The sequence below is a fragment of the Kocuria sabuli genome (assembly GCF_040981185.1).
Taxonomy (GTDB): domain Bacteria; phylum Actinomycetota; class Actinomycetes; order Actinomycetales; family Micrococcaceae; genus Kocuria; species Kocuria sabuli.
The window spans coordinates 52,791-75,053 of the sequence record NZ_JAVHZE010000004.1; the positions used below are offsets into that span (position 1 = coordinate 52,791).

Below are 22,263 nucleotides of genomic sequence, written 5' to 3' on the forward strand. Positions count from 1 at the left end.
GAGGGGCTCACCCGCACGGGAGGGGGCACGGCGTGACGGCGCAGGAACCGGTGCGGTTCATGACCTACAACGCGTCGCTCAACCGCGCGGTCGAGGGAGGACTCCAGCAGGACCTGGCCACGCCGGGCGACGCCCAGGCGCGGGCGGTGGCCGAGGTGGTCCAGCGGACCGCCCCGGACGTCCTGCTGCTCAACGAGTTCGACCACGACGCGGCGGGCCGCTCGGCGGAGCTGTTCCGCACGAACTACCTGGCGGTCCCGCAGAACGGCCAGGACCCGGTGGACTACCCCTACGTCTACACCGCTCCCGTGAACACGGGGGTGGCCTCGGGGCTGGACCTGAACCAGGACGGGGTCGTGGGCGGGCCCGACGACGCGTGGGGCTTCGGGCTGTTCCCCGGCCAGTACGGGATGGTGCTGTACTCCCAGCACCCCCTCGACGTGGACGGCATCCGCACCTTCCAGGACTTCCGGTGGGCGGACATGCCCGGCAACCGCCTGCCCGGGGACTTCTACACCCCGGAGCAGGCGCAGCGGGTGCGGCTGTCCAGCAAGTCCCACTGGGACGTGCCGGTGCGCATCGGGGGCACGACGGTCCACGTGCTGGCGTCCCACCCCACCCCGCCGACGTTCGACGGCCCCGAGGACCGCAACGGCCGGCGCAACGCCGACGAGATCCGGTTCTGGGCCGACTACGTGCGCGGCCCCGCGGCGTCGTCGTACGTCTACGACGACGAGGGGACGCGCGGCGGGCTGCGGCCCGGGGAGCGGTTCGTGGTGATGGGCGACCAGAACGCCGACCCGCACGACGGCGACTCGTGGCCCGGGGCGATCCAGCAGCTGCTGGGGCACCCGCGGGTGCAGGACCCGCTGCCCGCCTCCGCCGGCGGCCCCGAGGCCGCGGCCCGGCAGGGCGGGGCCAACCTGGCGCACCTCTCCGACCCCGCGCACGACACCGCGGACTTCGCCGACGACCCGGCCCCCGGCAACCTGCGGGCCGACTACGTGCTGCCGTCGAAGAACCTGCGGGTGGTCGGTGCCGGGGTGTTCTGGCCCGCCCCCGGCGAGCCCGGCGCGGAGCTGACCGGCGAGCACCCGTTCCCGGCCTCCGACCACCGCCCGGTCTGGGTGGACGTGGTCCCGGGGGGCCGGCGATGACGGCCCGGCAGGAGCGCGCCGCGGAGCTCCTCGACCGCCTCCTGGCCCTCGTCGACGTGGTGACCGCCGCCCGCCGGGCCGCCGTGCCGGAGCTCGAGCGGGTGACGCCCCGCCACCGCCGCTCCGCCCTGAACCTCGTGGACTACGTGGCCCTGCGCAGCCAGGACGTCCGGGACCTGCAGCGGGAGCTCAGCGCCCTGGGCGTGTCCTCGCTCGGGCGGATGGAGGCGGGCGTCATGACCCACCTGACCGCCGTGGTGGAGACCCTGCAGGCGCTCTCGGGCCGCGCCGACGTGGACTTCGCCGCCCCCGACCCCGGGGTGGCGCTCGAGAAGCCCGAGCTGCCCGGGGCCGAGGTCCTGCGCCGCAACACCGCCGCGCTGCTGGGCCCGGGCCGGGAGGACCGGCACACCCGCATCATGGTGACCCTGCCCTCGGAGGCGGCCGCGGACCGCCGCCTCGTCGAGTCCATGGTCGGCGCGGGGATGGACGTGGCGCGGATCAACTGCGCGCACGACGGGCCCGAGCAGTGGGCGGCCATGGTGGAGCACGTGCGGGCGGCCGAGCGCGCGGCCGGGCGGGAGGTGCGCGTGGCGATGGACCTCGCCGGGCCGAAGCTGCGGACCGGGCCGATCGAGCCGGGCCCGCAGGTCGAGAAGATCAAACCGGCCCGGGACAGCCGCGGCCGGGTGACCGACCCCGCCCGCCTGTGGCTGGGCGAGGCGGACCCGGCGGTGGACGACGACGCTCCGTCCGTCCCCCTGGCCGACCCCGCCTGGACCGCGGCGCGCGTCCCCGGGGAGAAGCTGCGGCTGAAGGACGCACGCGGCTCCGGGCGGACCCTGCGGGTGCTGGAGGCGACCGGGCCCGGTGTGCTGGTCGAGTGCTCCAAGACCGTGTACTTCGCCACGGGGCTGGCCGTCGAGGCGGAGGACGGCACCGAGGGCGTCCTCGGCGAGCTGCCCGCCGTCGAGCAGTTCCTGCGCGTGCGCACCGGCGACGTGCTCGTGCTGACCCGGGACATGGCCCCCGCCCCGGCCCGGGCCTGCGGGCCGCACCGGATCGGCTGCTCCCTGCCCGAGGTCTTCACCGACGCCCGGGAGGGCCAGGCCGTGTGGCTCGACGACGGGAAGATCCGGTGCCGGATCACCGCCGTGTCCCCGGACGAGATCGAGCTCGCGGTGCTGCAGGCCGGCCCCGGGGGCGTCAAGCTCAAGGCGCGGAAGGGCATCAACCTGCCCGAGACCGACCTGCGGATCTCGGCGCTCACCGACGAGGACCGCGCCCACCTGCCGTTCGTGTCCGCCCACGCGGACGTGGTCAACATGTCCTTCGTCCGCTCGCGCCAGGACGTGACCGACCTGCTGGACGAGCTCGAGGCCGTCGGCCGCCGTGAGCTGGACATCACCCTCAAGGTCGAGACGGTGGGCGGCTTCGAGGCGCTGCCGCTCATGCTCCTGGAGGCCATGCGGTGGCAGGACGTGGGCGTGATGATCGCCCGCGGCGACCTCGCGGTCGAGGCCGGCTTCGAGCGGCTCGCCGAGGTGCAGGAGGAGATCCTGTGGCTGTGCGAGGCCGGGCACGTCCCGGTCGTGTGGGCCACCCAGGTCCTCGAGTCGCTGGCCAAGAAGGGCCTGCCCTCCCGCGCCGAGGTCACGGACGCGGCGATGGGCCAGCGTGCCGAGTGCGTGATGCTCAACAAGGGCCCGTTCGTGGTGGACGCGATCGAGGCCCTCGACGACATCCTGGTGCGGATGGAGGGGCACGCGGACAAGAAGTCGGACATGCTCCGCCGGCTCAACGCCTGGGCGCCGTTCGCGCCGTGACAGCTGTGACGGCCGTGCCACACTGGTGGCATGGCCGCCCGTGACACCGCAGTCCTCCGTTTCCTCGCCGCCCCGACCGACGCCGGGCGCACCGGCACCGTGGACGGCGGGCGCGTGCTCGAGTGGATCGACAAGGCCGCGTACGCGTGCGCCGTCGGCTGGTCGCGGGCGTACTGCGTCACGGCCTACGTCGGCAACATCCACTTCGACCGCCCGGTCAGCGTGGGGGACATGGTCGAGGTCTCCGCGAAGATCGTGCACACCGGCCGCTCCTCGATGCACATCCGGGTGGAGGTGGCCTCCGCGGACCCCCGCGAGCAGGGGGTCACGCTCCGGGACACCTGCCTGATCATCATGGTGGCCGTCGACGGGGACGGCCGCCCCACCCCGGTCCCGCAGTGGGCGCCCGAGACCGAGCACGAGCGCGAGCAGCAGGCGCTGGCGCAGCGGCGGATCGAGTTGCGCAACAGCATCGAGGCGCTGATGGCCGACCAGAAGTACACCGGCGAGGGCACGGCCGAGGAGACGGCGCTGCGCTTCCTCGCGGCGCCCACGGACATCAACTGGGGCGGGAAGGTGCACGGCGGGACGGCCATGCGCTGGATCGACGAGGCCGCGTTCGTGTGCGGGTCACGGTGGGCCGGGCGGCCGGTCATCGCCGTGTACGCGGGCGGGGTCCGCTTCTACCGGCCCATGCACATCGGCCACCTCGTCGAGGTCCGGGCGCGGCTGATCCACACCGCGGCCCGGGGCCTGCACATCTCCGTCAACTGCTGGTCCGGGGACCCTGCCACGGGCGAGCTCGAGCTGACCACCAACTGCCTGATGGTCATGGTCGCCCTCGACGACGACGGGCGCGCCCTGCCCGCCCGGCAGTGGCACCCGGTCAGCCAGGAGGACCGGGACCTGGACGCCTTCGCCCGCCGGGTGGTCCGTCTGCGCGCCGACTTCTCGGACTCCTTCCAGCGGGTCGACCCCTCGGTCTCCCTGCTGCCCGGGGACTGAGGGCCCCACCGCCTCCGCCGTCGGCGAATCCCCGTGCCTGCTCAGTGTGCTGTGCATATAGTGGGCCGCAGACCACCGTCCCGGCACTCAAGGAGAACCCTCCCATGGACCTCAATCCCCTGAGCAAGGCGTTCGACGACGAGGGCAGGCCCCAGCCCGCCGTCAACAAGGCCTTGGACACCCTGCTGCGGGTGCAGCGCCCGGTGGTCCTGAGCTTCGTGAAGAAGGAGCGCGCCGACCACCCCGACGACACCCCCGAGCAGCTGGCCAAGCGCCTCGAGAAGATCTACGTCCGGTCGGTGACCATGGGCGGCGGTGCCGTGGGTGCGACCGCCGTGGTCCCCGGCATCGGCACCGTCGCGTCCCTCGGGCTGTCCTCCTTCGCGGTGGTCGGCTACCTCGAGGCCACCGCCCTCTACGCCCAGGCGGTCGCCGAGCTGCACGGCGTGCACACCGAGGACCCCGAGAAGACCCGCACCATGGTCATGGCCCTCATGCTCGGCGAGGACGGTCAGCAGGTCATGAACCAGATCCTGGCCAGCGGCACCAAGGGCAAGGGCATGGTCTCGTCCTGGGGCCTGATGATGGGCAAGGACGACTCCAAGACCTTCGACGTCGGCCGCACCGTCCGCAACATGTTCGTCAAGCGCTTCATCGCCAAGCAGACCGGTGCCCTGTTCGGCCGCGCCCTGCCGTTCGGCATCGGCGCGGTCGTCGGCGGCGGCGCGAACCTGGCCATGGCCAAGCAGGTCATCGCGGCGACCCACGAGGCGTTCGGTCCCCTGCCCGAGAGCTTCCCCGCCGGGCTCCAGATCCAGGAGCGGGCCCCGAAGTTCGACGGCGCGGACGACGAGAAGGACGAGAAGGCAGCCACGGCCCGCGGCGAGATCACCGGGGAGAACTCCTCCGCCGAGTAGCACCCGCAGGCCTGCCCCGCAGGTCCCCACGACGACGACGCCCCGCCTCCCGGCGGGGCGTCGTCGTCGTTCACGGCCCCGGGGCCACGGGTTGGCCCGGCGTTCTCCGGCGGTTCTCCTCCGGCTCCTAGCCTCGGGGGCGAGCGGGGGCCACCGCCGCCCCGCCGTGAGCCGAGGGAGCGCCGTGCGACCGATCGTCTACGCCCACCGGGGGTCCAGCGCGGCCTATCCCGAGCACACGCGGGCCGCCTACGTCCAGGCGCTGCTGGACGGTGCCGACGGCGTGGAGTGCGATGTCCACCTGACCCGCGACGGCCACCTCGTCCTCCACCACGACGCCCAGCTGGGACGCACCAGCGAGGGCCGCGGGCCCGTCTCCGCCCGCACGCTGGCCGAGCTCCGCCGCCTCGACTGGGTGTCCTGGAAGGGCGTGCCGATCCCGCCGGGCCACGGGCGCGCCGACCGCCAGCTGCTGACCCTGCCCGAGCTCCTGGACCTGCTGCGCGACGCCGGCCGGCCCGTGGGCCTGGCCGTGGAGACCAAGCACCCCAGCCCGTACGGCCACCGGCTCGAGGAGGAGGTCCTGAGCGTGCTGATGCGGGAGGGGTGGGACCCCGAGACGGGCCGGCTGGGCCGGATCACGGTCTCGCTCATGAGCTTCCACCCCGACGCCGTCCGTCACCTCCTCGAGACGGTTCCCGCCCGGCACGTGTGCCAGCTGGTGGAGACCACCACCCGCCGCACCGTCCGGGACAGCCTGCGCGTGGGCCGCACGGCCGCCGCGGTGCTGCACGCCGGGATGCGGTTCGTGGTGCCCCCGGCGCTGCCCGTGATCGCGGCCGGCCTCGTGGACATCGTGGGGCCCGGCATGGACTTCGTCCGGGCCCGCCCCGACCTGGTGCGGCAGTGGGCGGCCGAGGGACGCGTGCTGCGGGTCTGGACGGTCGACACGGCGCGGGACGTGGACCTGTGCCGCGCACTGGGGGTCCAGCAGCTGACGTCGAACCGCCCGGCCGACGTGCTGCGCCGGCTGGACGCCGGACCCGGCGGCGCCCCGACCCCTCTCCCGGCCGCTCTCCCGGCCGGGGCGCCGGCCCGGAACCGGATCGCCGCACCGCCCCGGTTCGCGACGGCCGAAATGCGCTGAGCACCGGCCGCGTTCCTCGCCCGTGGGCACCGGCGCGCGTATGCTCATCAGCACCTGTCCGGCGTCCTCCGAGGCCTTCTCCACGCGCCGGCACCAGACCGCCAGGAGACGGCCATGTCCATCCCGACCCCACCCGGCGCCCCGGGCACGGGCACCGTCCGCACCCCCGCCGCGGACCTGCAGGGGGAGGCCTGCCGGCTCGTCGAGCGCGTCCGCAACGAGGTCTCCTGCGCCGTCGCCCCCGAGCGCATCGACTCGGAGCTGTCCCTGCTGAACCGGTTCGCCGAGCACGAGGACATCGACGTGGTCGTCGGTCCCGTCCTGGCGGAGATCCTCGCCGCAGCCCTGCGCACCGCCCGCCTCACGAGCGGGCTCGTGGACCCCACCACCGGCGGCGCGGCCTGGCGGGCCCAGGACGGCCTCCCCGCCTGCCCGGCCCCGGGGATCGGCCACCTGGACCTGGACCTGCCGGCCCGGCGGCTGCGCATGCGGCGCGGCACGGTTCTGGACGTCGCCGAGGTCGCCGATGCCTGGGCCGCGGACCGCACGGCCCGGCTCTTCGCCGAGGCGTTCCCCGGCCACGCGCTCGTGGTCCCGGCCGGCGGAGTGCTCGCCGTGGCCGGTCCTCCCGCCGCGGCCGCCGCCCTCGCCGCGGCCCCGGGCCGGACGGGCCCCGGACCGGACACCGCCCTGGCCCCCGGGGCCTGGACCGGCCTGGTGACGGCGGGCCGCCGCGGTCTCGCCGTGCTGCACCGGCCCGGGGGCGCCCTGGTCGACCCGGCCACCGGCGCCGCCGCCGAGAGCCCGTGGGACCGGGTGGCCGTGGCCGCCGGCAGCGCGGTGGAGGCGCAGGCCTATGCCCGTGCCTCGCACGTGCTCGGCTGGGACGCGCCCGGGTGGGTCGCTGCGTGCGGGGCGGACGGCGAGTTCACCGGCACCCGCCCCGGCACCGTCCTCCGGCGCCGCCTCCGCACCCCGGGCTGGCCGCGGCCGGGCGCACGCGCCGCCGCCTGAGCGGCGCACGGAACCCGTGGCCACCCCCGCGCGCAGAGCCGTGCGCCGACCGCTCCCGGGGCGGCTTCCCGACGCCCAACGGGCCTGCTCGGTCGTTCACGAAAAGTAACACGGCGAATTTCTTTCCCGCGTGTCCGCCCGCTCCGGCGGGGACCGCCACCATGTGCGCCGGGTCCGTCCCCGGGGCAGTTGCCTCGGGCTCCGGGTGACCCCGGGGACTCCGCGGCCTGTCATTGCAGTCGAAAACGTCTCGTTGGTCGAGACACTTCGATGTGATCCCGCCCACGTTCGGCCCTCGCCCCCGATCGGCCGGGCCGCGCGAGCGCCCGGGGACAGCTCAGCGATAACGCATCGATAACGCCGACGTCACGGAGGCGTGAGGGGGACATAACAGCGCTCTCAGTAGAACGGACCTGCCGGTAACACCGGTGTCCGCGCATCGAAAGGAGTCGGAGATGACCTCAGCGCCACAACGCTCACACCGCCGCGACGGGGGGTCGCCGGCAGAGCGAGTGCTGTGGGACGAGACTGCGGTGCAGGGGGGCTCCGCCGGGGCGCGGCCGAGGACGGGTTCCTCCGCGCAGGGGGGCCGGGGCTCGATCACGAGGCCGAGCCGGCTCCACCACTTCTTCGAGCGCAGCTGCGATCTCACGCCCCAGGCCGAGGCGCTGCACGCCGACGGCAGGTCCTACACCTATGCGGAGCTGGACGAGCTGGCCAACCGCATGGCCCACCTGATCGCGAGCTACGGCCTGTCCGCGGGGGACCGCGTGGGCATCGTCCTCCAGCGCTCCACGATGCTGTACGCGTCGCTGCTGGCGGTCCTCAAGACGGGCGCCGCGTTCGTCCCGATCGACCCGAACCTGCCCGCCGACCGTGTGCAGTTCATCGCCGAGGACTCCGACCTGTCCCTCATCCTCACCTCGGCCGAGCTCGTGCCCCTGGTCGAGGACGCGCCCGCGGACGTCGTCGACGTCGGGCGGATCGGCGCTCAGCTCGACGAGGCGCCCGCCCGCCGCCCGGAGGTCCGCCACGAGGGCGACCCCACGTGCTACATCATCTACACCTCGGGCTCGACCGGCCGCCCCAAGGGCGTGGAGGTCGCGCACTCGAGCATCTGCAACTTCATCGAGATCGTGCCCGAGGTCTACGACGTCCGCCCGGAGGACCGGGTCTACCAGGGCATGACCATCGCCTTCGACTTCTCCATCGAGGAGATCTGGCCGACCTGGGCCGTCGGCGCCGCCCTCGTGGCCGGCCCCACGGACGACGCCCGCCTGGGCGAGGGCCTGGTCACGTTCCTGCAGCGCATGGAGATCTCCGTGCTGTACTGCGTGCCGACCGTCCTGGCCACCCTGGAGCACGACCTGCCCCGCATCCGGAGCATCCTCGTGGGCGGTGAGGCGTGCCCCGCGGAGCTCGTGGAGCGGTGGTCCACGCCCGAGCGCCGGATGCTCAACACCTACGGCCCCACCGAGGGCACCGTGACCGCCACGTGGGGCGAGCTGACCCCCGGGCGGCCCGTGACCATCGGCAAGCCCCTGCCCACCTACGAGGTGCGCATCCTCGACGAGACGATGAACGAGCTCCCCGAGGGCGAGCCGGGCGAGATCTGCATCGCCGGGCCGGGCGTGGCCCGCGGCTACGTCAACCTGCCCCACGTCACCGAGGAGCGTTTCCGACCGCACCCGGACGGGCCCCGGGCCGGGCGGATCTACCGCACCGGCGACCTGGGCCGGATCCTGCCCGACGGCGAGATCGAGTACCTCGGCCGCGCCGACAGCGAGGTGAAGATCCGCGGCCACCGCGCGGACCTGCAGGAGATCGAGAACGTGCTCCGGCGCGACGACGCGGTGGCGGACGCGGCCGTGAAGCTCGTCTCCGGCGGCGACGACGTCGCCGCGTTCCTCACCCTGCGCGGGGAGGTCCGCGACGAGCGGGCCCTCTTCGAGCTGCTGCACGACTCCGTGGTCGCGGCCCTGCCGCCGTACATGGTCCCGTCCTTCTACGAGGTCCTGCCCGCCATGCCGATGATGGTGAGCGGCAAGGTGGACCGGAAGAACCTGCCCGACCCCAGCACGCCCCGTTTCGTGACGACGGTGGGCCTGGTCCCGCCGCAGACCGAGACGGAGTGGCAGCTCACGGAGGTCTGGTCCAGGGTCTTCCGGATCCCCGTCGACCAGCTCTCCTCGGAGGCGGACTTCTTCATGGAGCTCGGCGGGCACTCGCTGCTCGCCGCCACCGCCACGTCCGAGCTGCGCCGGGAGCTGACCGGCCAGGACATCTCCATCGCGGACATCTACACCTACCCGACCGTCCGGGACCTGGCACGCCACCTCGACGCCGCCCCGGCCGTCGTCCCCGCGGTCGCCACACCGGACGACCGGCCCTCCGCCCTGCACCACACCGGCGGCCGGGTGGCCCTGTGCGGTTTCGCCCAGCTGACGACCATGGTGCTCGCCGCCATGGTCGTCGGGTCCCCGCTCGCGGCGGTCCTGTACTCCTCCGGCGGGGAGTTCAGCTACCCGCTCATGTGGGACCTGCTGCTCGTGGGCCTGCTCGTCTCCGTGCTCGCGCGCTTCTTCCTCCCGTTCCTGGGCTCCCGGGTGCTGGGCCGGTTCGTCCGGCCGGGCCACCATCCGCTGTGGGGGAGGCAGTACTACCTGCTCTGGTGCATCGACGGCCTGACCCGGCTCTCGCCGCTCAGCCTCCTGACCGGCACCCCGATGGCCGCCGTCTACCTGCGCCTGCTCGGGGCCAGGGTCGGCGCGGACGCCCACGTGGGCACGGCGGCCGTGGGCCTGCCCTCCCTGGTGAGCATCGGCTCCCGCGCCAGCATCGGCTACGGGTCCTCCGTGCAGACCGCGCAGGTCGAGGAGGGCTGGGTGACCATCGCCCCGGTGCGGGTCGGCGACGACGCGTTCGTGGGCGCCAACGCCATGCTGCAGCCCGGTTCCCGGGTCGAGGACGGCGCCCGGCTGGCGGAGCAGTCCCTGGCCGCCCGCAACCAGACGATCCCGGCCGGCGAGCGCTGGCTCGGTTCCCCGTCCCGGCCCGCCGACGGCGACGACGAGCTGCTCGAGCGGATGGAGCGGCGCCCGCTGCCCAGCGGCCGCTGGCCCGCCCCGCTCGCGGCCGGGCTGCTCCTGGGCTGGATGGTCCTCGAGCTGCTGCCCTTCGTCCTGGTGCTCCCCTCCTTCCTGATGATCTGGGCCGCGGCACTGGAGTTCGGTCTTCCGGTGGGGCTCGCGCTCACCCCGGCGGTCGGCATCGTCTACGTGCTCACGGTCTGCGCCGTGGTCGCCGTCGGCCGGAAGATCGTCCTGCGCCGGACGCCCACGGGCATCCACCCGGTCCGCAGCGGGCTGGGCGTGCGCAAGTGGATGGCCGACCAGCTGCTCTCCACCAGCCTGGAGAGCACGAACGCCCTGTACGCCACGATGTACACCGTGCCCTGGCTGCGCGCCCTGGGCGCCAAGGTAGGCTCGCGCTCCGAGGTCTCCACGGTCGGGCACATCGACCCGGACCTCCTCACCCTCGGCGAGGGGAGCTTCGTCGCGGACATGGCCAGCGTGGGCAGTGCGGTCTACCACCACGGGCACCTGCACATGGAGCGCACCGTGGTCGGCGACCGCTCGTTCGTGGGCAACGCGGCGTTCGTGCCCTCCGGCACCCGGATGGGCGACGGCTCCCTCGTGGGCGTCGCGTCCGTCCCTCCGGCCGACGTGCCGGACGGCACGTCCTGGCTGGGCTCGCCGGCCATGTTCCTGCCCCGGCGGCAGGACAGCGGCAACTACGACGAGAGCCTCACCTACCGGCCGTCCCGGGGGAAGGTGGCCGCCCGGCTGATCATCGAGGCGCTGCGCATCACGGTGCCCCCGGCGCTGATCGGCCTGATCGGCTACCTCGGCCTGCTGGCCTCGGTGACCCTGGTGCCCCGGGTGAGCCTGCTCGGCTTCGTCGCGGTGCTGCCGCTGATCGCCCTCGCCACGGGGTTCACCGTGGTGCTCGCCGTCGTCGTCCTCAAGTGGGCGATCGTGGGCCGGTACCGGCAGCGGATCGAGCCCCTGTGGGACAACTTCGTGCGGCGCAGCGAGTTCGTCACGGGTGTCTACGAGTCCGCCGCGGTCCCCGCGCTCATCGGCGGACTGGTGGGGACCCCGCTGATCGGCCCGGTCCTGCGCCTGTTCGGCGCGCAGATCGGCAGGCGGACCTACATCGGGACGACCTACCTGACGGAGTTCGACCTCGTGCACATCGGCGACGACGCCGCCGTCTCGACGGACGTGTCCCTGCAGACGCACCTGTTCGAGGACCGGGTGATGAAGATGTCCTACGTCGAGATCCTCGAGGGGGCCAGCGTCGGGGCGCGCTCGATCGTGCTCTACGACACGACGGTCGGCGCCGGCGCCTCCGTCGACGGGCTGTCCCTGGTGATGAAGGGCGAGCAGCTGCTGCCCGAGACGACCTGGCGGGGCATCCCGGTGCGCTCCGCCTCGGCCGCCCTCACCGCGGGACGCTGACCGGGCCATGGACCGCACAGAGGTGTCCCCGCGACCCGGGGTCGGGCCGCGGGGACACCGTGCCCGCCCGGGGGCGAGCGCGTCAGGCGCTGCGCATGTACCCCATGAGCTGCGTGATCTGGGGGGAGGGCGGTGCGCCGAGCTCGTCGGCCATCGTGCTGCAGAAGCTGCGGAAGGTCTGCAGGGCCGGAGCGTTGTTGCCGAGTCCGAGGTCCGCCTCGATGGACACGCGGACCGCGCTCTCCCGCAGGGGGTCCAGGGCCCGGACGTTGTCGGCCAGCAGGTGGGCGCGGTAGAAGTCCCCGTGCTCCAGGGACAGCCGTGCGAGGTGCTCCACGGCGTTGACGTACAGCGTCCGCAGCCGGTCCTGCTCGGCCATCACCCAGCCGTCGTACCAGCCGGGCAGCAGCTGGGCGCCGGCCGGGTCGAGGAACCACGGGTCCTCCGTGGCGGGCACGGTCGCGGCGGCCGCCTCGTGCAGGGACCGGTGCAGCTCGTGCAGGTCCACCAGGACCGGCTCCGCCAGGGCGATGTTGTTGCCCCGGGTCCCGACGGCCCCGGGGACCTGGCGGGAGAGGTTGAAGACGGTCGTGCGCAGACTGCCCATGGCGCGCTCGGCCGTCCGGTCGGGCCACAGCAGTTCGCCGAGGAAGCGGCGCGGCTTCGGGCCGAGGACGGCCAGCGCGGCCAGCAGTCGCTGCTGGCGGTGGCCGAGGGCCAGCACCGAGCCGTCGAGTTCGACCTCGACGTTGCCCAGCAGCCGCAGCGTGATCGAGTGTTCCCCATCCATTGTCATGATCCCCCACTGTCATGAACTCTGTACCCCGATGCGTCCCGGCCGGTCTTCCCCCGAAGACCGTGGGCCGGGCGCCTTCCCCCCGGTCCCGCAGCGCTGGATCCGGTGCCGTGGGTAGAGAGGGGTCAAACAACGATGATCCCGGCAGACGCGTCGTGAGTCAAAAGTGAACGCCGGATGTCGTCGAAAGCAAAGAAAACCCGAAGGACCGGGGACGCGTCCGGCCCCGAGCATTGCGCACCGTCCGAGACAGTGGTACAAGGCTGATTCCCGCGGCCGGCAGCACCGGTCCGGGGCACGAGCTCAGGAGTTCTTCCGATGACCGACCATCGACCCGTCACGGGGGTCCGCACGGATTCCCTCGGAAACATCGTCGCCCTGTGCAATCCCGCCGAGGTGTGGTCCCCGCGGTCCATCACCCGGATCATCCGGGACATCGAGAGCGGGGTGCACGACTACTACGTCCCCGGCACGTCCGGCCGGCTCAGCGTCCGCGTGGTGTCGGCAGGGTGCGAGAAGCGCCTGTGGGCCGCGCCGGAGGACACCGCCTGCAACAACCTGCACGACCTGCCCTCCGTCTGATCCCGTCGCCCGGGGAGGCGCCCGGGGGAGGGCGTCCGGGAACGGGGTGCCCGCCGCGGGCCGCCCGGTCCGTGCGCCCGGGGTGCCCGCACCGCACGGTGCGGGTCCGTGCGGTGCGGGTCCGTGCGGCGCGGGTCCGTGCGGCGCGGGTCCGTGCGGCGCGGGCTCAGAGGAAGCGCACGAGCTCGGCCGCGATGCCCGTGTAGGTGGCGGGGGTCAGCCCGGAGAGCCGGCGCTCGGCCTCCGGGGGGAGACCCAGCCCGGCCACGAACTCCTGGAGCCGTGCCGCGTCCACCCGCCGCCCGCGGGTCAGCTCCTTGAGCCGCTCGTAGGGGTTGTCCATGCCCTCGACGCCGGCGATCGCCTCGGCGCGCATGACCATCTGGATCGCCTCCGCGAGCACCTCCCAGTTCTGGTCGAGATCGGCGGCCAGGACGTCCTCCGCCACGTCCAGGCGGGCCAGGCCCTTGCTCACGTTGGAGACGGCGAGCAGGGAGTGCCCGAAGGCCACGCCGATGTTGCGCTGGGACGAGGAGTCCGTGAGGTCGCGCTGCCACCGGGACGTCACGAGCGTGGCGCCCAGGGCGTCGAGCAGGGCGTTGGAGAGCTCCAGGTTCGCCTCGGCGTTCTCGAAGCGGATGGGGTTGACCTTGTGCGGCATGGTGGAGGAGCCCGTGGCCCCCTCCACCGGGATCTGCTGGAAGTAGCCGATCGAGATGTAGGACCAGACGTCCGTGCAGAAGTTGTGCAGGACCCGGTTGAACCGGGCGAGGTCGGCGTAGAGCTCCGCCTGCCAGTCGTGGGACTCGATCTGGGTGGTCAGCGGGTTCCAGCTCAGGCCCAGGCCCTCCACGAAGCCGCGCGAGACCTCCGTCCAGTCCGCGCCCGGCACGGAGGCGTAGTGCGCCGCGTAGGTGCCGGTGGCGCCGTTGATCTTGCCGAGGTACTCGGTGCGCTCGATCCGGGCGAGCTGGCGGCCCAGGCGGTGGGCGACCACCGCCATCTCCTTGCCCAGGGTCGTGGGCGTGGCGGGCTGGCCGTGGGTGCGGGAGAGCATCGGCGTGCCCGCGGCGGACCCGGCGAGGGCGGCGACGTCGGTCACGAGCGCCCGGGCGGCGGGCAGCCACACGTCGGTCGTGGCGTCCTTGATGCCCAGCGCCCAGGCGAGGTTGTTGATGTCCTCGGAGGTGCAGCCGAAGTGCACGAGCGGCACGAGGTGCTCGAGGCCCAGGGCGGGCAGGCGGCGCCCGATGTAGTACTCCACGGCCTTCACGTCGTGGACCGTCACGGCCTCGATCTCCGCGAGCTCGGCGACCGCCTCCGTGTCGAAGTCCGTGACGATCCGGCGCAGCCCGGCGACCTGCTCGTCGGTCAGGGGCGCCAGGCCCGGCAGCACCGAGCGCTCGGCGAGGTGGATGAACCACTCGACCTCCACGTGCACGCGGTTGCGGTTGAGGGCGGCCTCGGAGAGGTGGTCGACGAGAGGGGCGACGACCGGCTGGTAGCGGCCGTCGAGCGGGCCCAGCGCGACGGCCGGGACAGCGGCCGCGAGCGAGGCACGACCGGAGGACAGGATGCGATCGGTGTTGGGCATGGGCACATTCTCCCACGGCGGCCGCAGCCCCTCCGGTGCCCGGTTTGTGGCCCGCCGCCAAGAAAACCACGGCGGGGTTGTAGCTTTTCCGACCGAGCAGTACGGAGTCGGGCGGACGGGCGTCATGCACCGGGGGATCCCCGGGGGAGCGGGGATAGCATGACCTCCATGAGTACCAGCGACGCTACCCGCACCCTGGCCGGAGACACCCCGGCCCCGGGCGCGGCCACCGCCACCACCCCGGCGGTCCTGCCGCGCCCCGCCCTCTCCCGGCTTCCCTGCTACGTGGCCGGCAAACCGCCGCACGTGGTGGAGGGGCTGCCCTCCTACAAGCTGTCCTCCAACGAGAACCCGTTCGGGCCCGTACCGGCCGTCCGCGAGGTCCTCGCCGACTGGGACGCCGTGCACCGCTACCCCGAGACCACCTCCGCGCAGCTGCGGGAGGTGCTCGGCGAGTTCCTCGGGGTGCCCGCGGAGGACATCGTCACCGGCGCCGGCAGCCTCGGCGCCCTCAACCAGCTGCTCGGCGCCTTCGTGGGCACCGGCGAGGACGGCGCCCCGGACGAGGTGGTCCACGCGTGGCGCTCCTTCGAGGCCTACCCCATCAGCATCGGGCTCTCCGGGGGCCTGAGCGTCCCGGTCCCCAACCGCCGCGACGGCTCGCACGACCTCGAGGCCATGGCCGCCGCCGTCACCTCGCGCACCCGGGTCGTGCTGCTGTGCACGCCCAACAACCCGACGGGCCCGAGCCTCACCACCGCCCAGGTCGAGGAGTTCCTCGCCGCGGTGCCCCACGACGTCGTCGTGGTCGTGGACGAGGCCTACCAGGAGTTCCAGCGCCGCGACGACCTCGTCGACGGCATCGACGTCTACCGCCGGCACCCCAACGTCGTGGTGCTGCGGACGTTCTCCAAGGCCCACGGGCTGGCCGGGCTGCGGATCGGCTACTCCGTGGCGGGCCAGGGGATCACCCAGTACCTGCGCCAGGCCTCCCCGGCGTTCTCCGTGACCGATCTCGCCCAGCAGGCCGCCATCGCCTCCGTGCGCCACTACGGCCAGGTCGCCGAGCGCGTCCAGCGGGTCGTCGACGAGCGGGAGCGGGTCCTGGCCGGGCTCGACGAGCTCGGCTGGCCGTACCCGGAGACCCAGGCGAACTTCGTCTGGCTCGGCCTCGGCGAGCACAGCGGGGGCTTCGCCGAGCTGTGCGACGCCCACGCGCTGGCCGTGCGCCGCTTCGGCGACGAGGGCGTGCGCGTGACCATCGGGGAGCCCGAGGCCAACACCCGGTTCCTCGAGCTGTGCGCGCAGTTCCCGCACCCGCCCGTGCTCTGACCCGAGGGCGCACCCGCCCGGCTCCCTCCCGAGCAACCCGAAAGGACGTCCTGACCATGGATGCCGCTCCATCCTCCCCGGCCGCCCGCGTGCCGGACCGCACCGTGCCGCCACCGGAGGTGCGCACCCGGCTGGTCCAGCTCCTCGACCCGGACGGCCGCCGGCACGAGGACCCCGTGCTCTCGCCCCACGTCGGCGACATCGGCGTGGAGGAGCTGTGCGGGCTCTACCGCTCGATGGCGCTGGCCCGGCGCTTCGACGAGGAGGCGACCAACCTCCAGCGGCAGGGCCAACTGGTGCTCTGGGCGCCGATGCGCGGACAGGAGGCCGCCCAGGTGGGCTCCGCCCGCGCGCTGCGCCCGGCCGACCACGTCTTCCCGACCTACCGCGAGCACGCCGTGGCGATCGAGCGGGGCGTCGAGCCCGCCGAGCTGCTCACCGTCTTCCGCGGCCACAGCGCCGGGGGGTGGAAGCCCAGCCGGCACCACATGAACGTCTACTCGATCGTCCTCGGCTGCCAGGTCCCGCACGCCGTGGGCTACGCCATGGGCATCGACCTGGACCGCCGCGCGGCCGAGGCCGAGGGCCGCGAGGTCGAGCCGTCCGCCGCGGTCGTGTACTTCGGGGACGGCACCTCCACCCAGGGCGAGGTCCACGAGGGCATGGTGTTCGCCGCGTCCTACGACGCACCGGTGGTCTTCTTCGTGCAGAACAACCAGTGGGCCATCTCGGTGCCCTTCAGCACCCAGTCCCGCGTGCCCCTGGCCGAGCGCGCCGCCGGGTACGGCTTCGAGGGGATCCGCGTGGACGGCAACGACGTCCTGGCGGTCCTGGCCGCCTCCCGGTACGCGCTGGAGAAGGCCCGCGCCGGGCAGGGCCCCGTGCTCGTGGAGGCCGAGACCTACCGCCTCGGCGCCCACACCACCGCCGACGACCCCACCAAGTACCGGCTGCGGGAGGACGAGCGGCACTGGGCCGAGCTCGACCCCCTGCTCCGCCTCGAGGCCCACCTGCGCGAGGACCACGGCACGGGCGACGCCTTCTTCGACGCGGTCGCGGCCGACGCCCAGGCCTTCGCGGAGCAGGCCCGCACCCACGTGCTGGCGATGGAACCGCCCTCGTTCGAGGAGTTCTTCGACCGGACCTACGCCGAGCCGCACCCCCTCGTCGAGGAGGAGCGCGCCTGGTACGCGGCCTACCAGGCCGGTTTCGACGACGACAGCCCGGGCGGGAGCCAGGACGACGGCGGGACCGGCACAGCCGGGCCCGACCGCGGCACCCAGGCCGCGAGCCTGACCGTGGCCGCCGACCCCGTCGACGGGGTCCCCGACGAGCGCTCCGCCGGCACCGAGGAGGACCTCGCATGAACGCCGCTCCCGACCTGACGATCGCCAAGGCGGTCAACGCCGGCCTGCGCCGGGCCATGGAGGAGAACCCCCGGGTGCTGCTCATGGGCGAGGACATCGGCTCCCTGGGCGGTGTCTACCGCGTCACCGAGGGACTCAAGAAGGACTTCGGCGGGCACCGCGTGATGGACACCCCGCTGGGGGAGGCCGGGATCGTGGGCACCGCCGTCGGGCTCGCCCTGCGGGGGTACCGGCCGGTGTGCGAGATCCAGTTCGACGGCTTCTCCTTCCCCGCCTTCAACCAGATCACCACGCAGCTGGCCAAGATGCGCAACCGCACGGGCGGGGACGTCACGGTCCCGGTGACCATCCGGATCCCGTACGGCGGGGTGATCGGCTCGGTCGAGCACCACTCGGAGTCCCCGGAGGCCCTGTTCGCCCACACCGCGGGACTGCGCATCATCACGCCGTCCAACGCCCAGGACGCCTACTGGATGACGCAGCAGGCCATCGCGTGCGAGGACCCGGTAATCGTCTTCGAGCCCAAGCGGCGGTACTGGCTCAAGGGCGCGGTGGACACCCGGCGCCCCACCGCCGACCCGTTCTCCGCGCAGGTGGTGCGGCCGGGGGAGGACGCCACGGTGGTGGCCTACGGCCCGCTCGTGCCCGTCGCCCTCGCCGCCGCGCAGGCCGCCGAGGAGGACGGCCGCAGCGTCGAGGTGATCGACCTGCGGTCCCTGTCGCCGATCGACTTCGACACCGTCGAGGACTCCGTGCGCCGGACCGGGCGCCTCGTCGTCGCCCACGAGGCCCCGACCTTCGGCGGGCTCGGCGGGGAGATCGCCGCCCGCATCACCGAGCGGGCGTTCTACTCCCTCGAGGCGCCGGTGCTGCGGGTGGGCGCCTTCCACCTGCCGTACCCCGTGGCGGCCGTCGAGGACCAGTACGTGCCGGACCTCGACCGGATCCTCGAGGCCCTGGACCGGTCCTTCGCCTACTGACCCCGCCGACCCGGTCGCCGGACCCCCGGGCCGGCGGCACCGCCGCCGGCCCGGGTGCCGTGCGAGAGAGGAAGTACTGACATGTCCCAGATCTTCAAGCTGCCCGACGTCGGCGAAGGCCTGACCGAGGCGGAGATCCTCGCGTGGAGAGTGGCGCCGGGGGAGACCGTCACGGTCAACCAGGTGCTGGTCGAGATCGAGACGGCCAAGTCCGTGGTCGAGCTCCCGTCCCCCTACGCGGGGACGGTGCTGGACCTGCTCGTGTCCGAGGGCCGCACGGTCGAGGTCGGCACCCCGATCATCGCCGTCGGCTCCCCCGAGGAGGCGGCCGGCGCGGGAGCCGGCCCGGAGGGGACGCCGGGGATCCTGGGCGAGACCCGGGTGCCTCCCGAGCAGCCCGACGCCGACGAGGACCGCCCGCTGGTGGGCTCCGGGCCCAAGGCCGACCCCGTGCGCCGGCGCCGCCGGAGCACCCCGCCGCCGGCCCCCGAGCCCTCCCCGCAGCCCGACCGTTCCGCGGGGTGGGCGGAGAAGCTCACCCGCGGCCCGCTGAGCACCGGGCTCGGCGGGGGGATCGGCACGGCCGCCCAGGGCATCGCCGGCCGCGCCGCCCGCCTCGCCGGCGACAGCGGCGTCTGGCGCCGGCCCGGCCGCCCCGACGGGCCGGGTCCGGCCGCTGCGCCGACTGCGGTCGCCGCGACGGCTGCGGCCGCTGCGGCTCCGGCGGCGGCGGTCCCGCGCCGCCCGGCGCTGGCGAAGCCGCCCGTCCGCAAGGCCGCCCGGGACCTGGGCGTCGACCTCGCCGAGGTCCCCGCGACCGGGGCCGCGGGACAGATCACCAAGCAGGACCTCATGGCCCACGTCGCCCGGCTCGGCGAGGCCGGGGCCCGGCGCCGCGCGCCCGCCGCCGAGGAGCGGATCGAGCGGGTCCCCGTCAAGGGCGTGCGCAAGGCCACCGCGCAGAACATGGTGCGCAGCGCGTTCAGCGCCCCGCACGCCTCGGTGTTCGTGGAGGTCGACGCCACGCGCACCATGGAGTTCGTCCAGCGGCTGAAGGCCGCCCCGGACTACGAGGGCGTCAAGGTCACGCCCCTGCTGGTGCTGGCCAAGGCCGTCGTCTGGGCCGTGGCCCGCAACCCGCAGGTCAACGCGACGTGGACGGACGAGGAGATCCTCGTCAAGCACTTCGTGAACCTGGGCATCGCCGCCGCGACCCCGCGCGGGCTCATGGTCCCCAACATCAAGGAAGCACAGGAGCTCTCGCTGCGCGAGCTGGCCGTGGCTCTCGACGAGCTCTCGCGCACCGCGCGGGCGGGACGCACCCAGCCGGCGGACATGCAGAACGGCACCCTGACCATCACCAACATCGGCGCCCTCGGCCTGGACACCGGCACGCCCATCATCAACTCCGGTGAGGTGGCGATCGTCGCCTTCGGCAGCATCAAGCAGAAGCCCTGGGTCGTGGACGGCGCTGTGGTCCCGCGCTGGGTCACCACGCTGGCCGGCTCCTTCGACCACCGGGTGGTGGACGGGGACCTCGCCGCCCGCTTCACCGCGGACGTCGCCCGGATCCTCGAGGAACCGGCGCTGCTGCTCGAGTGAGCCCCGGCGGCGCCCCGGACCGACCGGCACGGCAACGGCCCCGCACCGATCGGTGCGGGGCCGTGTGCTGCGTCGTCGACGAGCGGGCCTCCACGTCTGCGGCTCTCCCCGCCGGGCCGGTGCCCGGCGCCGCGCGGACGTGGAACGGGGTGGTCGCCGGCCGCGCGAGGCGTCGCATCTCTCGTGGACCCGTGATTGAAATCCCCCCAGACACAATCACACATCTCATTCACGACGGATCACTCGTGCGACGCCGCCGCGGCGGCGACCTTCCCGGTCGGTCTCCGGTGCTTCCACCGGGGACCTGTCCCCCCACGCCCGGAGATCCGCCTCAGCGCGGCCTCCCGGCGTCCAGGACTGCGTCAAGTATGGCCCAGGCCCTGGACGAAAGTCTGTCCCCCGAAGTGCACCCGGTCCGCGACGGACGGCCCCGCCGCGGCCTCCGGTCGTAGGGTGGGGCCATGCAACCGCGCCCGCAGCCCCGCCCGTCCGCACGCTCGGCGGTCCCGCCGTTCCGGGTGATGGAGATCCTCGCCGACGTCGAGCAGCTGCGCGCCGCCGGCCGCGACGTCGTCTCGCTCTGCGCCGGCGAGCCCTCCGGCGGCGCCCCGCAGGTCGTGGCCCGCGCGGCCGCCCGGGTGCACGCCCGCAACGAGGGACTGGGCTACACCCCCGCCCTCGGGATCGAGCCGTTGCGCCGCGCCGTGGCCGGGCACTACGCCCGGTGGTACGGCCTCGACGTCGCGCCGGAACAGGTCGCCGTCACCACGGGTGCCTCGGGGGCGCTGGTCCTGACCTTCCTCGCGGCCTTCGACGTGGGGGACCGGGTGGCGGTGTGCCGCCCGGGCTACCCGGCCTACCGCAACACCCTGTCCGCCCTGGGCGCGGAGGTGGTGGAGCTCGACTGCGGGGCGGCGACCCGGTTCCAGCCCACGCCGGCGGTGCTCGACGCCGCGGTGGCCGCGCACGGCCCGCTGCACGGCCTGGTCGTGGCCGGTCCTGCCAACCCGACCGGCACCGTGCTGGAGCCCGCCGAGCTGGCGGCACTGGCCCGGTGGTGCGCCGAGCACGGGACGCGGCTGATCAGCGACGAGATCTACCACGGCATCGTGCACACCGCCCCGGCGGGGAGCGGCGGCCGTGGCGGTGGGCCGTACCGCGGCACCTGCGTGTGGGAGCACGAGCCCGGTGCCGTGGTCATCTCCTCCTTCTCCAAGTACTGGGGGATGACCGGGTGGCGGCTGGGCTGGGCCCTGCTGCCCCGCGACCTCGTGGCCCCGGTCGACGCGCTCGCCGGCAACGTCAGCCTCTGCCCGCCCGCCGCCGCCCAGCACGCGGCCGTGGAGGCGTTCACCGAGGAGGCCTACGCCGAGGCGGACCGGGCGGTCGAGCAGTTCGCGCGCTCCCGGAGCCTGCTCCTGGACGCCCTGCCCGCCCTCGGCTGGGGCGAGAGCGCGCCGGCGGACGGCGCGTTCTACCTCTACGCGGACCTGGGGGAGCAGCTCGAGCGCCACGGCAGCTCCCTGGAGTGGTGCCGCCGCCTGCTGGAGGCGGAGGCCGTGGCGGTCGTGCCGGGGCTGGACTTCGACGCCGCGCGCGGCCACCGGACCGTCCGGCTCTCCTTCGCCGCGGGCCCGGCGCAGGTCGAGGAGGCCGTCACCCGGATCCTGCGGTTCCAGGCACGGCCCTGAAGCACCCGGCGAGGTGACCGGGGAGCACGCCCGCGCGCAGCAGGAACGCGTGGGCGGTGGTGGGACCCACGAAGACGAGCCCCTGCTCCTTGAACCGGGCGGCGAGCCCGTCCCCCTCGGGGGAGCGGCGGGTCAGCTCCAGCACGGACCCGGGCGGCCGCGCGCCCTCCGGAGGGCTCCCGGCCTGCCGCGCCCAGTCCACGGCGCCGAGCCCGGCGCACGCGCGGGCGTTGTGCACCACGGCCTCGATCTTCACCCGGTTGCGGATGACCGCGGGATCGAGCAGGAGCTCGTCGACGTCGTCCTCGGTCATCCTCGCGACCTCCTCGGGGACGAAGCCCCGGAACGCCCGGCGCAGCCCCTCCCGGCGCTGGGCGATGCTCCACCGGGCCAGGCCCGCCTGGAGGATCTCGAGGCTGAGCGCCTCGAACCAGCCGGGGGAGTCGGCGGGCGGTGCTCCCCAGCGGTGGTCGTGCTCCTCGAGGGCGGCCGGTCCCGTGGGAGCCCAGGGGCAGCGGCGCACTCCGTCCCCGCAGAGCACGGCGCGCAGGGCGTCGTCGGGGCGGGGCGCGCCGCCGGTGGGGCCGGAGTCGGAGGGGTCCGGGTCGTGCCCGGCGGAAACGGTGTCCATGGGATCACCGTAGGAGTGCCGGGAGCGGCCACGGCGCCCGCGCGCGCCGCTGTGGACGGCCCGGGCCGGGTGCCGCGCACCCGTCCTCCGGTGCAGTGC

General features: G+C 74.1%; 16 protein-coding genes. 13 read left to right on the top strand and 3 right to left on the bottom strand.

The features are described 5' to 3' along the window. The first annotated feature begins 32 nt into the window (after nt 1-32). From RE027_RS05870 to RE027_RS05900, 7 genes are all read left to right on the top strand, one after another. Nucleotides 33-1,157 carry an endonuclease/exonuclease/phosphatase family protein gene (locus tag RE027_RS05870; protein ID WP_387920074.1) on the top strand — a complete coding sequence of 375 codons (1,125 nt, stop codon included), beginning with the start codon at nt 33-35 and terminating at the stop codon, nt 1,155-1,157. Continuing rightward, nucleotides 1,154-2,983, top strand: a complete 1,830-nt coding sequence (locus tag RE027_RS05875) for a pyruvate kinase (RefSeq protein WP_368807319.1) — start codon at nt 1,154-1,156, stop codon at nt 2,981-2,983. Before RE027_RS05870 ends, RE027_RS05875 begins: the two co-directional genes overlap by 4 nt. A gap of 30 nt (nt 2,984-3,013) precedes the next feature. Further along, nucleotides 3,014-3,988 (top strand): acyl-CoA thioesterase, encoded by a 975-nt coding sequence (locus tag RE027_RS05880; protein ID WP_368807320.1) that lies wholly within the window; start codon nt 3,014-3,016, stop codon nt 3,986-3,988. Nucleotides 3,989-4,092: 104 nt separating this feature from the next. Next, nucleotides 4,093-4,905, top strand: a complete 813-nt coding sequence (locus RE027_RS05885) for a di- and tripeptidase (RefSeq protein WP_368807321.1) — start codon at nt 4,093-4,095, stop codon at nt 4,903-4,905. Between the two features lie 184 nt (nt 4,906-5,089). Further along, on the top strand, nt 5,090-6,052 hold the full coding sequence (locus RE027_RS05890; protein ID WP_368807322.1) for a glycerophosphodiester phosphodiesterase: 963 nt from the start codon (nt 5,090-5,092) through the stop codon (nt 6,050-6,052). Nucleotides 6,053-6,166: 114 nt separating this feature from the next. Beyond that, the gene (locus RE027_RS05895) at nt 6,167-7,066 is read left to right on the top strand and encodes an FAD:protein FMN transferase (RefSeq protein ID WP_368807323.1); all 900 of its coding nucleotides are present in this window, start codon (nt 6,167-6,169) and stop codon (nt 7,064-7,066) included. A gap of 533 nt (nt 7,067-7,599) precedes the next feature. Then, nucleotides 7,600-11,589, top strand: coding sequence for a Pls/PosA family non-ribosomal peptide synthetase (locus RE027_RS05900; protein ID WP_368807324.1), 3,990 nt, complete (start codon nt 7,600-7,602; stop codon nt 11,587-11,589). An 82-nt stretch (nt 11,590-11,671) separates the two neighbouring features. Here RE027_RS05900 and RE027_RS05905 read toward each other — a convergent pair whose 3' ends face one another. Beyond that, nucleotides 11,672-12,385 carry an AfsR/SARP family transcriptional regulator gene (locus tag RE027_RS05905; protein WP_368807325.1) on the bottom strand — a complete coding sequence of 238 codons (714 nt, stop codon included), beginning with the start codon at nt 12,383-12,385 and terminating at the stop codon, nt 11,672-11,674. 318 nt (nt 12,386-12,703) lie between these two features. On the opposite strand from RE027_RS05905, the gene RE027_RS05910 reads away from it, so the two are divergent. Next, on the top strand, nt 12,704-12,967 hold the full coding sequence (locus RE027_RS05910) for a DUF3892 domain-containing protein (protein ID WP_368807326.1): 264 nt from the start codon (nt 12,704-12,706) through the stop codon (nt 12,965-12,967). Nucleotides 12,968-13,133: 166 nt separating this feature from the next. Here the strand turns inward: RE027_RS05910 and purB are convergent, their stop codons facing one another. Then, nucleotides 13,134-14,561, bottom strand: coding sequence for an adenylosuccinate lyase (gene purB / locus RE027_RS05915; protein WP_368807327.1), 1,428 nt, complete (start codon nt 14,559-14,561; stop codon nt 13,134-13,136). A gap of 168 nt (nt 14,562-14,729) precedes the next feature. Here purB and RE027_RS05920 point away from each other — a divergent pair, with 168 nt between their 5' ends. The 5 genes from RE027_RS05920 to RE027_RS05940 all read left to right on the top strand — a co-directional run bounded on the left by RE027_RS05920 (nt 14,730) and on the right by RE027_RS05940 (nt 21,533). Continuing rightward, entirely contained in the window at nt 14,730-15,893 is a 1,164-nt protein-coding gene (locus RE027_RS05920) for a histidinol-phosphate transaminase (protein WP_368807328.1), read from the top strand. Between the two features lie 56 nt (nt 15,894-15,949). Then, on the top strand, nt 15,950-17,260 hold the full coding sequence (gene pdhA / locus RE027_RS05925; protein WP_368807329.1) for a pyruvate dehydrogenase (acetyl-transferring) E1 component subunit alpha: 1,311 nt from the start codon (nt 15,950-15,952) through the stop codon (nt 17,258-17,260). Next, on the top strand, nt 17,257-18,240 hold the full coding sequence (locus RE027_RS05930) for an alpha-ketoacid dehydrogenase subunit beta (RefSeq protein ID WP_368807330.1): 984 nt from the start codon (nt 17,257-17,259) through the stop codon (nt 18,238-18,240). Before pdhA ends, RE027_RS05930 begins: the two co-directional genes overlap by 4 nt. Nucleotides 18,241-18,321: 81 nt before the next feature. Continuing rightward, nucleotides 18,322-19,842 carry a dihydrolipoamide acetyltransferase family protein gene (locus RE027_RS05935; protein ID WP_368807331.1) on the top strand — a complete coding sequence of 507 codons (1,521 nt, stop codon included), beginning with the start codon at nt 18,322-18,324 and terminating at the stop codon, nt 19,840-19,842. 461 nt (nt 19,843-20,303) lie between these two features. Next, nucleotides 20,304-21,533 (top strand): aminotransferase class I/II-fold pyridoxal phosphate-dependent enzyme, encoded by a 1,230-nt coding sequence (locus RE027_RS05940; RefSeq protein ID WP_368807332.1) that lies wholly within the window; start codon nt 20,304-20,306, stop codon nt 21,531-21,533. On the opposite strand, the gene RE027_RS05945 is transcribed toward RE027_RS05940, so the two are convergent. Continuing rightward, complete coding sequence (locus RE027_RS05945; RefSeq protein WP_368807333.1) at nt 21,499-22,164, bottom strand: DNA-3-methyladenine glycosylase I; 666 nt, start codon at nt 22,162-22,164, stop codon at nt 21,499-21,501. The genes RE027_RS05940 and RE027_RS05945 overlap by 35 nt on opposite strands. Nucleotides 22,165-22,263: the final 99 nt, after the last annotated feature.

Excerpts from the sequence above, each read along its gene's own strand:
- RE027_RS05930 (WP_368807330.1), top strand. The coding sequence starts at position 17,257 with ATGAACGCCGCTCCCGACCTGACGATCGCCAAGGCGGTCAACGCCGGC.
- RE027_RS05935 (WP_368807331.1), top strand. The coding sequence starts at position 18,322 with ATGTCCCAGATCTTCAAGCTGCCCGACGTCGGCGAAGGCCTGACCGAG.
- RE027_RS05910 (WP_368807326.1), top strand. The coding sequence starts at position 12,704 with ATGACCGACCATCGACCCGTCACGGGGGTCCGCACGGATTCCCTCGGA.
- purB (WP_368807327.1), bottom strand. The coding sequence starts at position 14,561 with ATGCCCAACACCGATCGCATCCTGTCCTCCGGTCGTGCCTCGCTCGCG.
- RE027_RS05880 (WP_368807320.1), top strand. The coding sequence starts at position 3,014 with ATGGCCGCCCGTGACACCGCAGTCCTCCGTTTCCTCGCCGCCCCGACC.
- RE027_RS05945 (WP_368807333.1), bottom strand. The coding sequence starts at position 22,164 with ATGGACACCGTTTCCGCCGGGCACGACCCGGACCCCTCCGACTCCGGC.
- RE027_RS05895 (WP_368807323.1), top strand. The coding sequence starts at position 6,167 with ATGTCCATCCCGACCCCACCCGGCGCCCCGGGCACGGGCACCGTCCGC.
- RE027_RS05920 (WP_368807328.1), top strand. The coding sequence starts at position 14,730 with ATGAGTACCAGCGACGCTACCCGCACCCTGGCCGGAGACACCCCGGCC.
- RE027_RS05905 (WP_368807325.1), bottom strand. The coding sequence starts at position 12,385 with ATGACAATGGATGGGGAACACTCGATCACGCTGCGGCTGCTGGGCAAC.
- pdhA (WP_368807329.1), top strand. The coding sequence starts at position 15,950 with ATGGATGCCGCTCCATCCTCCCCGGCCGCCCGCGTGCCGGACCGCACC.
- RE027_RS05875 (WP_368807319.1), top strand. The coding sequence starts at position 1,154 with ATGACGGCCCGGCAGGAGCGCGCCGCGGAGCTCCTCGACCGCCTCCTG.
- RE027_RS05940 (WP_368807332.1), top strand. The coding sequence starts at position 20,304 with ATGCAACCGCGCCCGCAGCCCCGCCCGTCCGCACGCTCGGCGGTCCCG.
- RE027_RS05885 (WP_368807321.1), top strand. The coding sequence starts at position 4,093 with ATGGACCTCAATCCCCTGAGCAAGGCGTTCGACGACGAGGGCAGGCCC.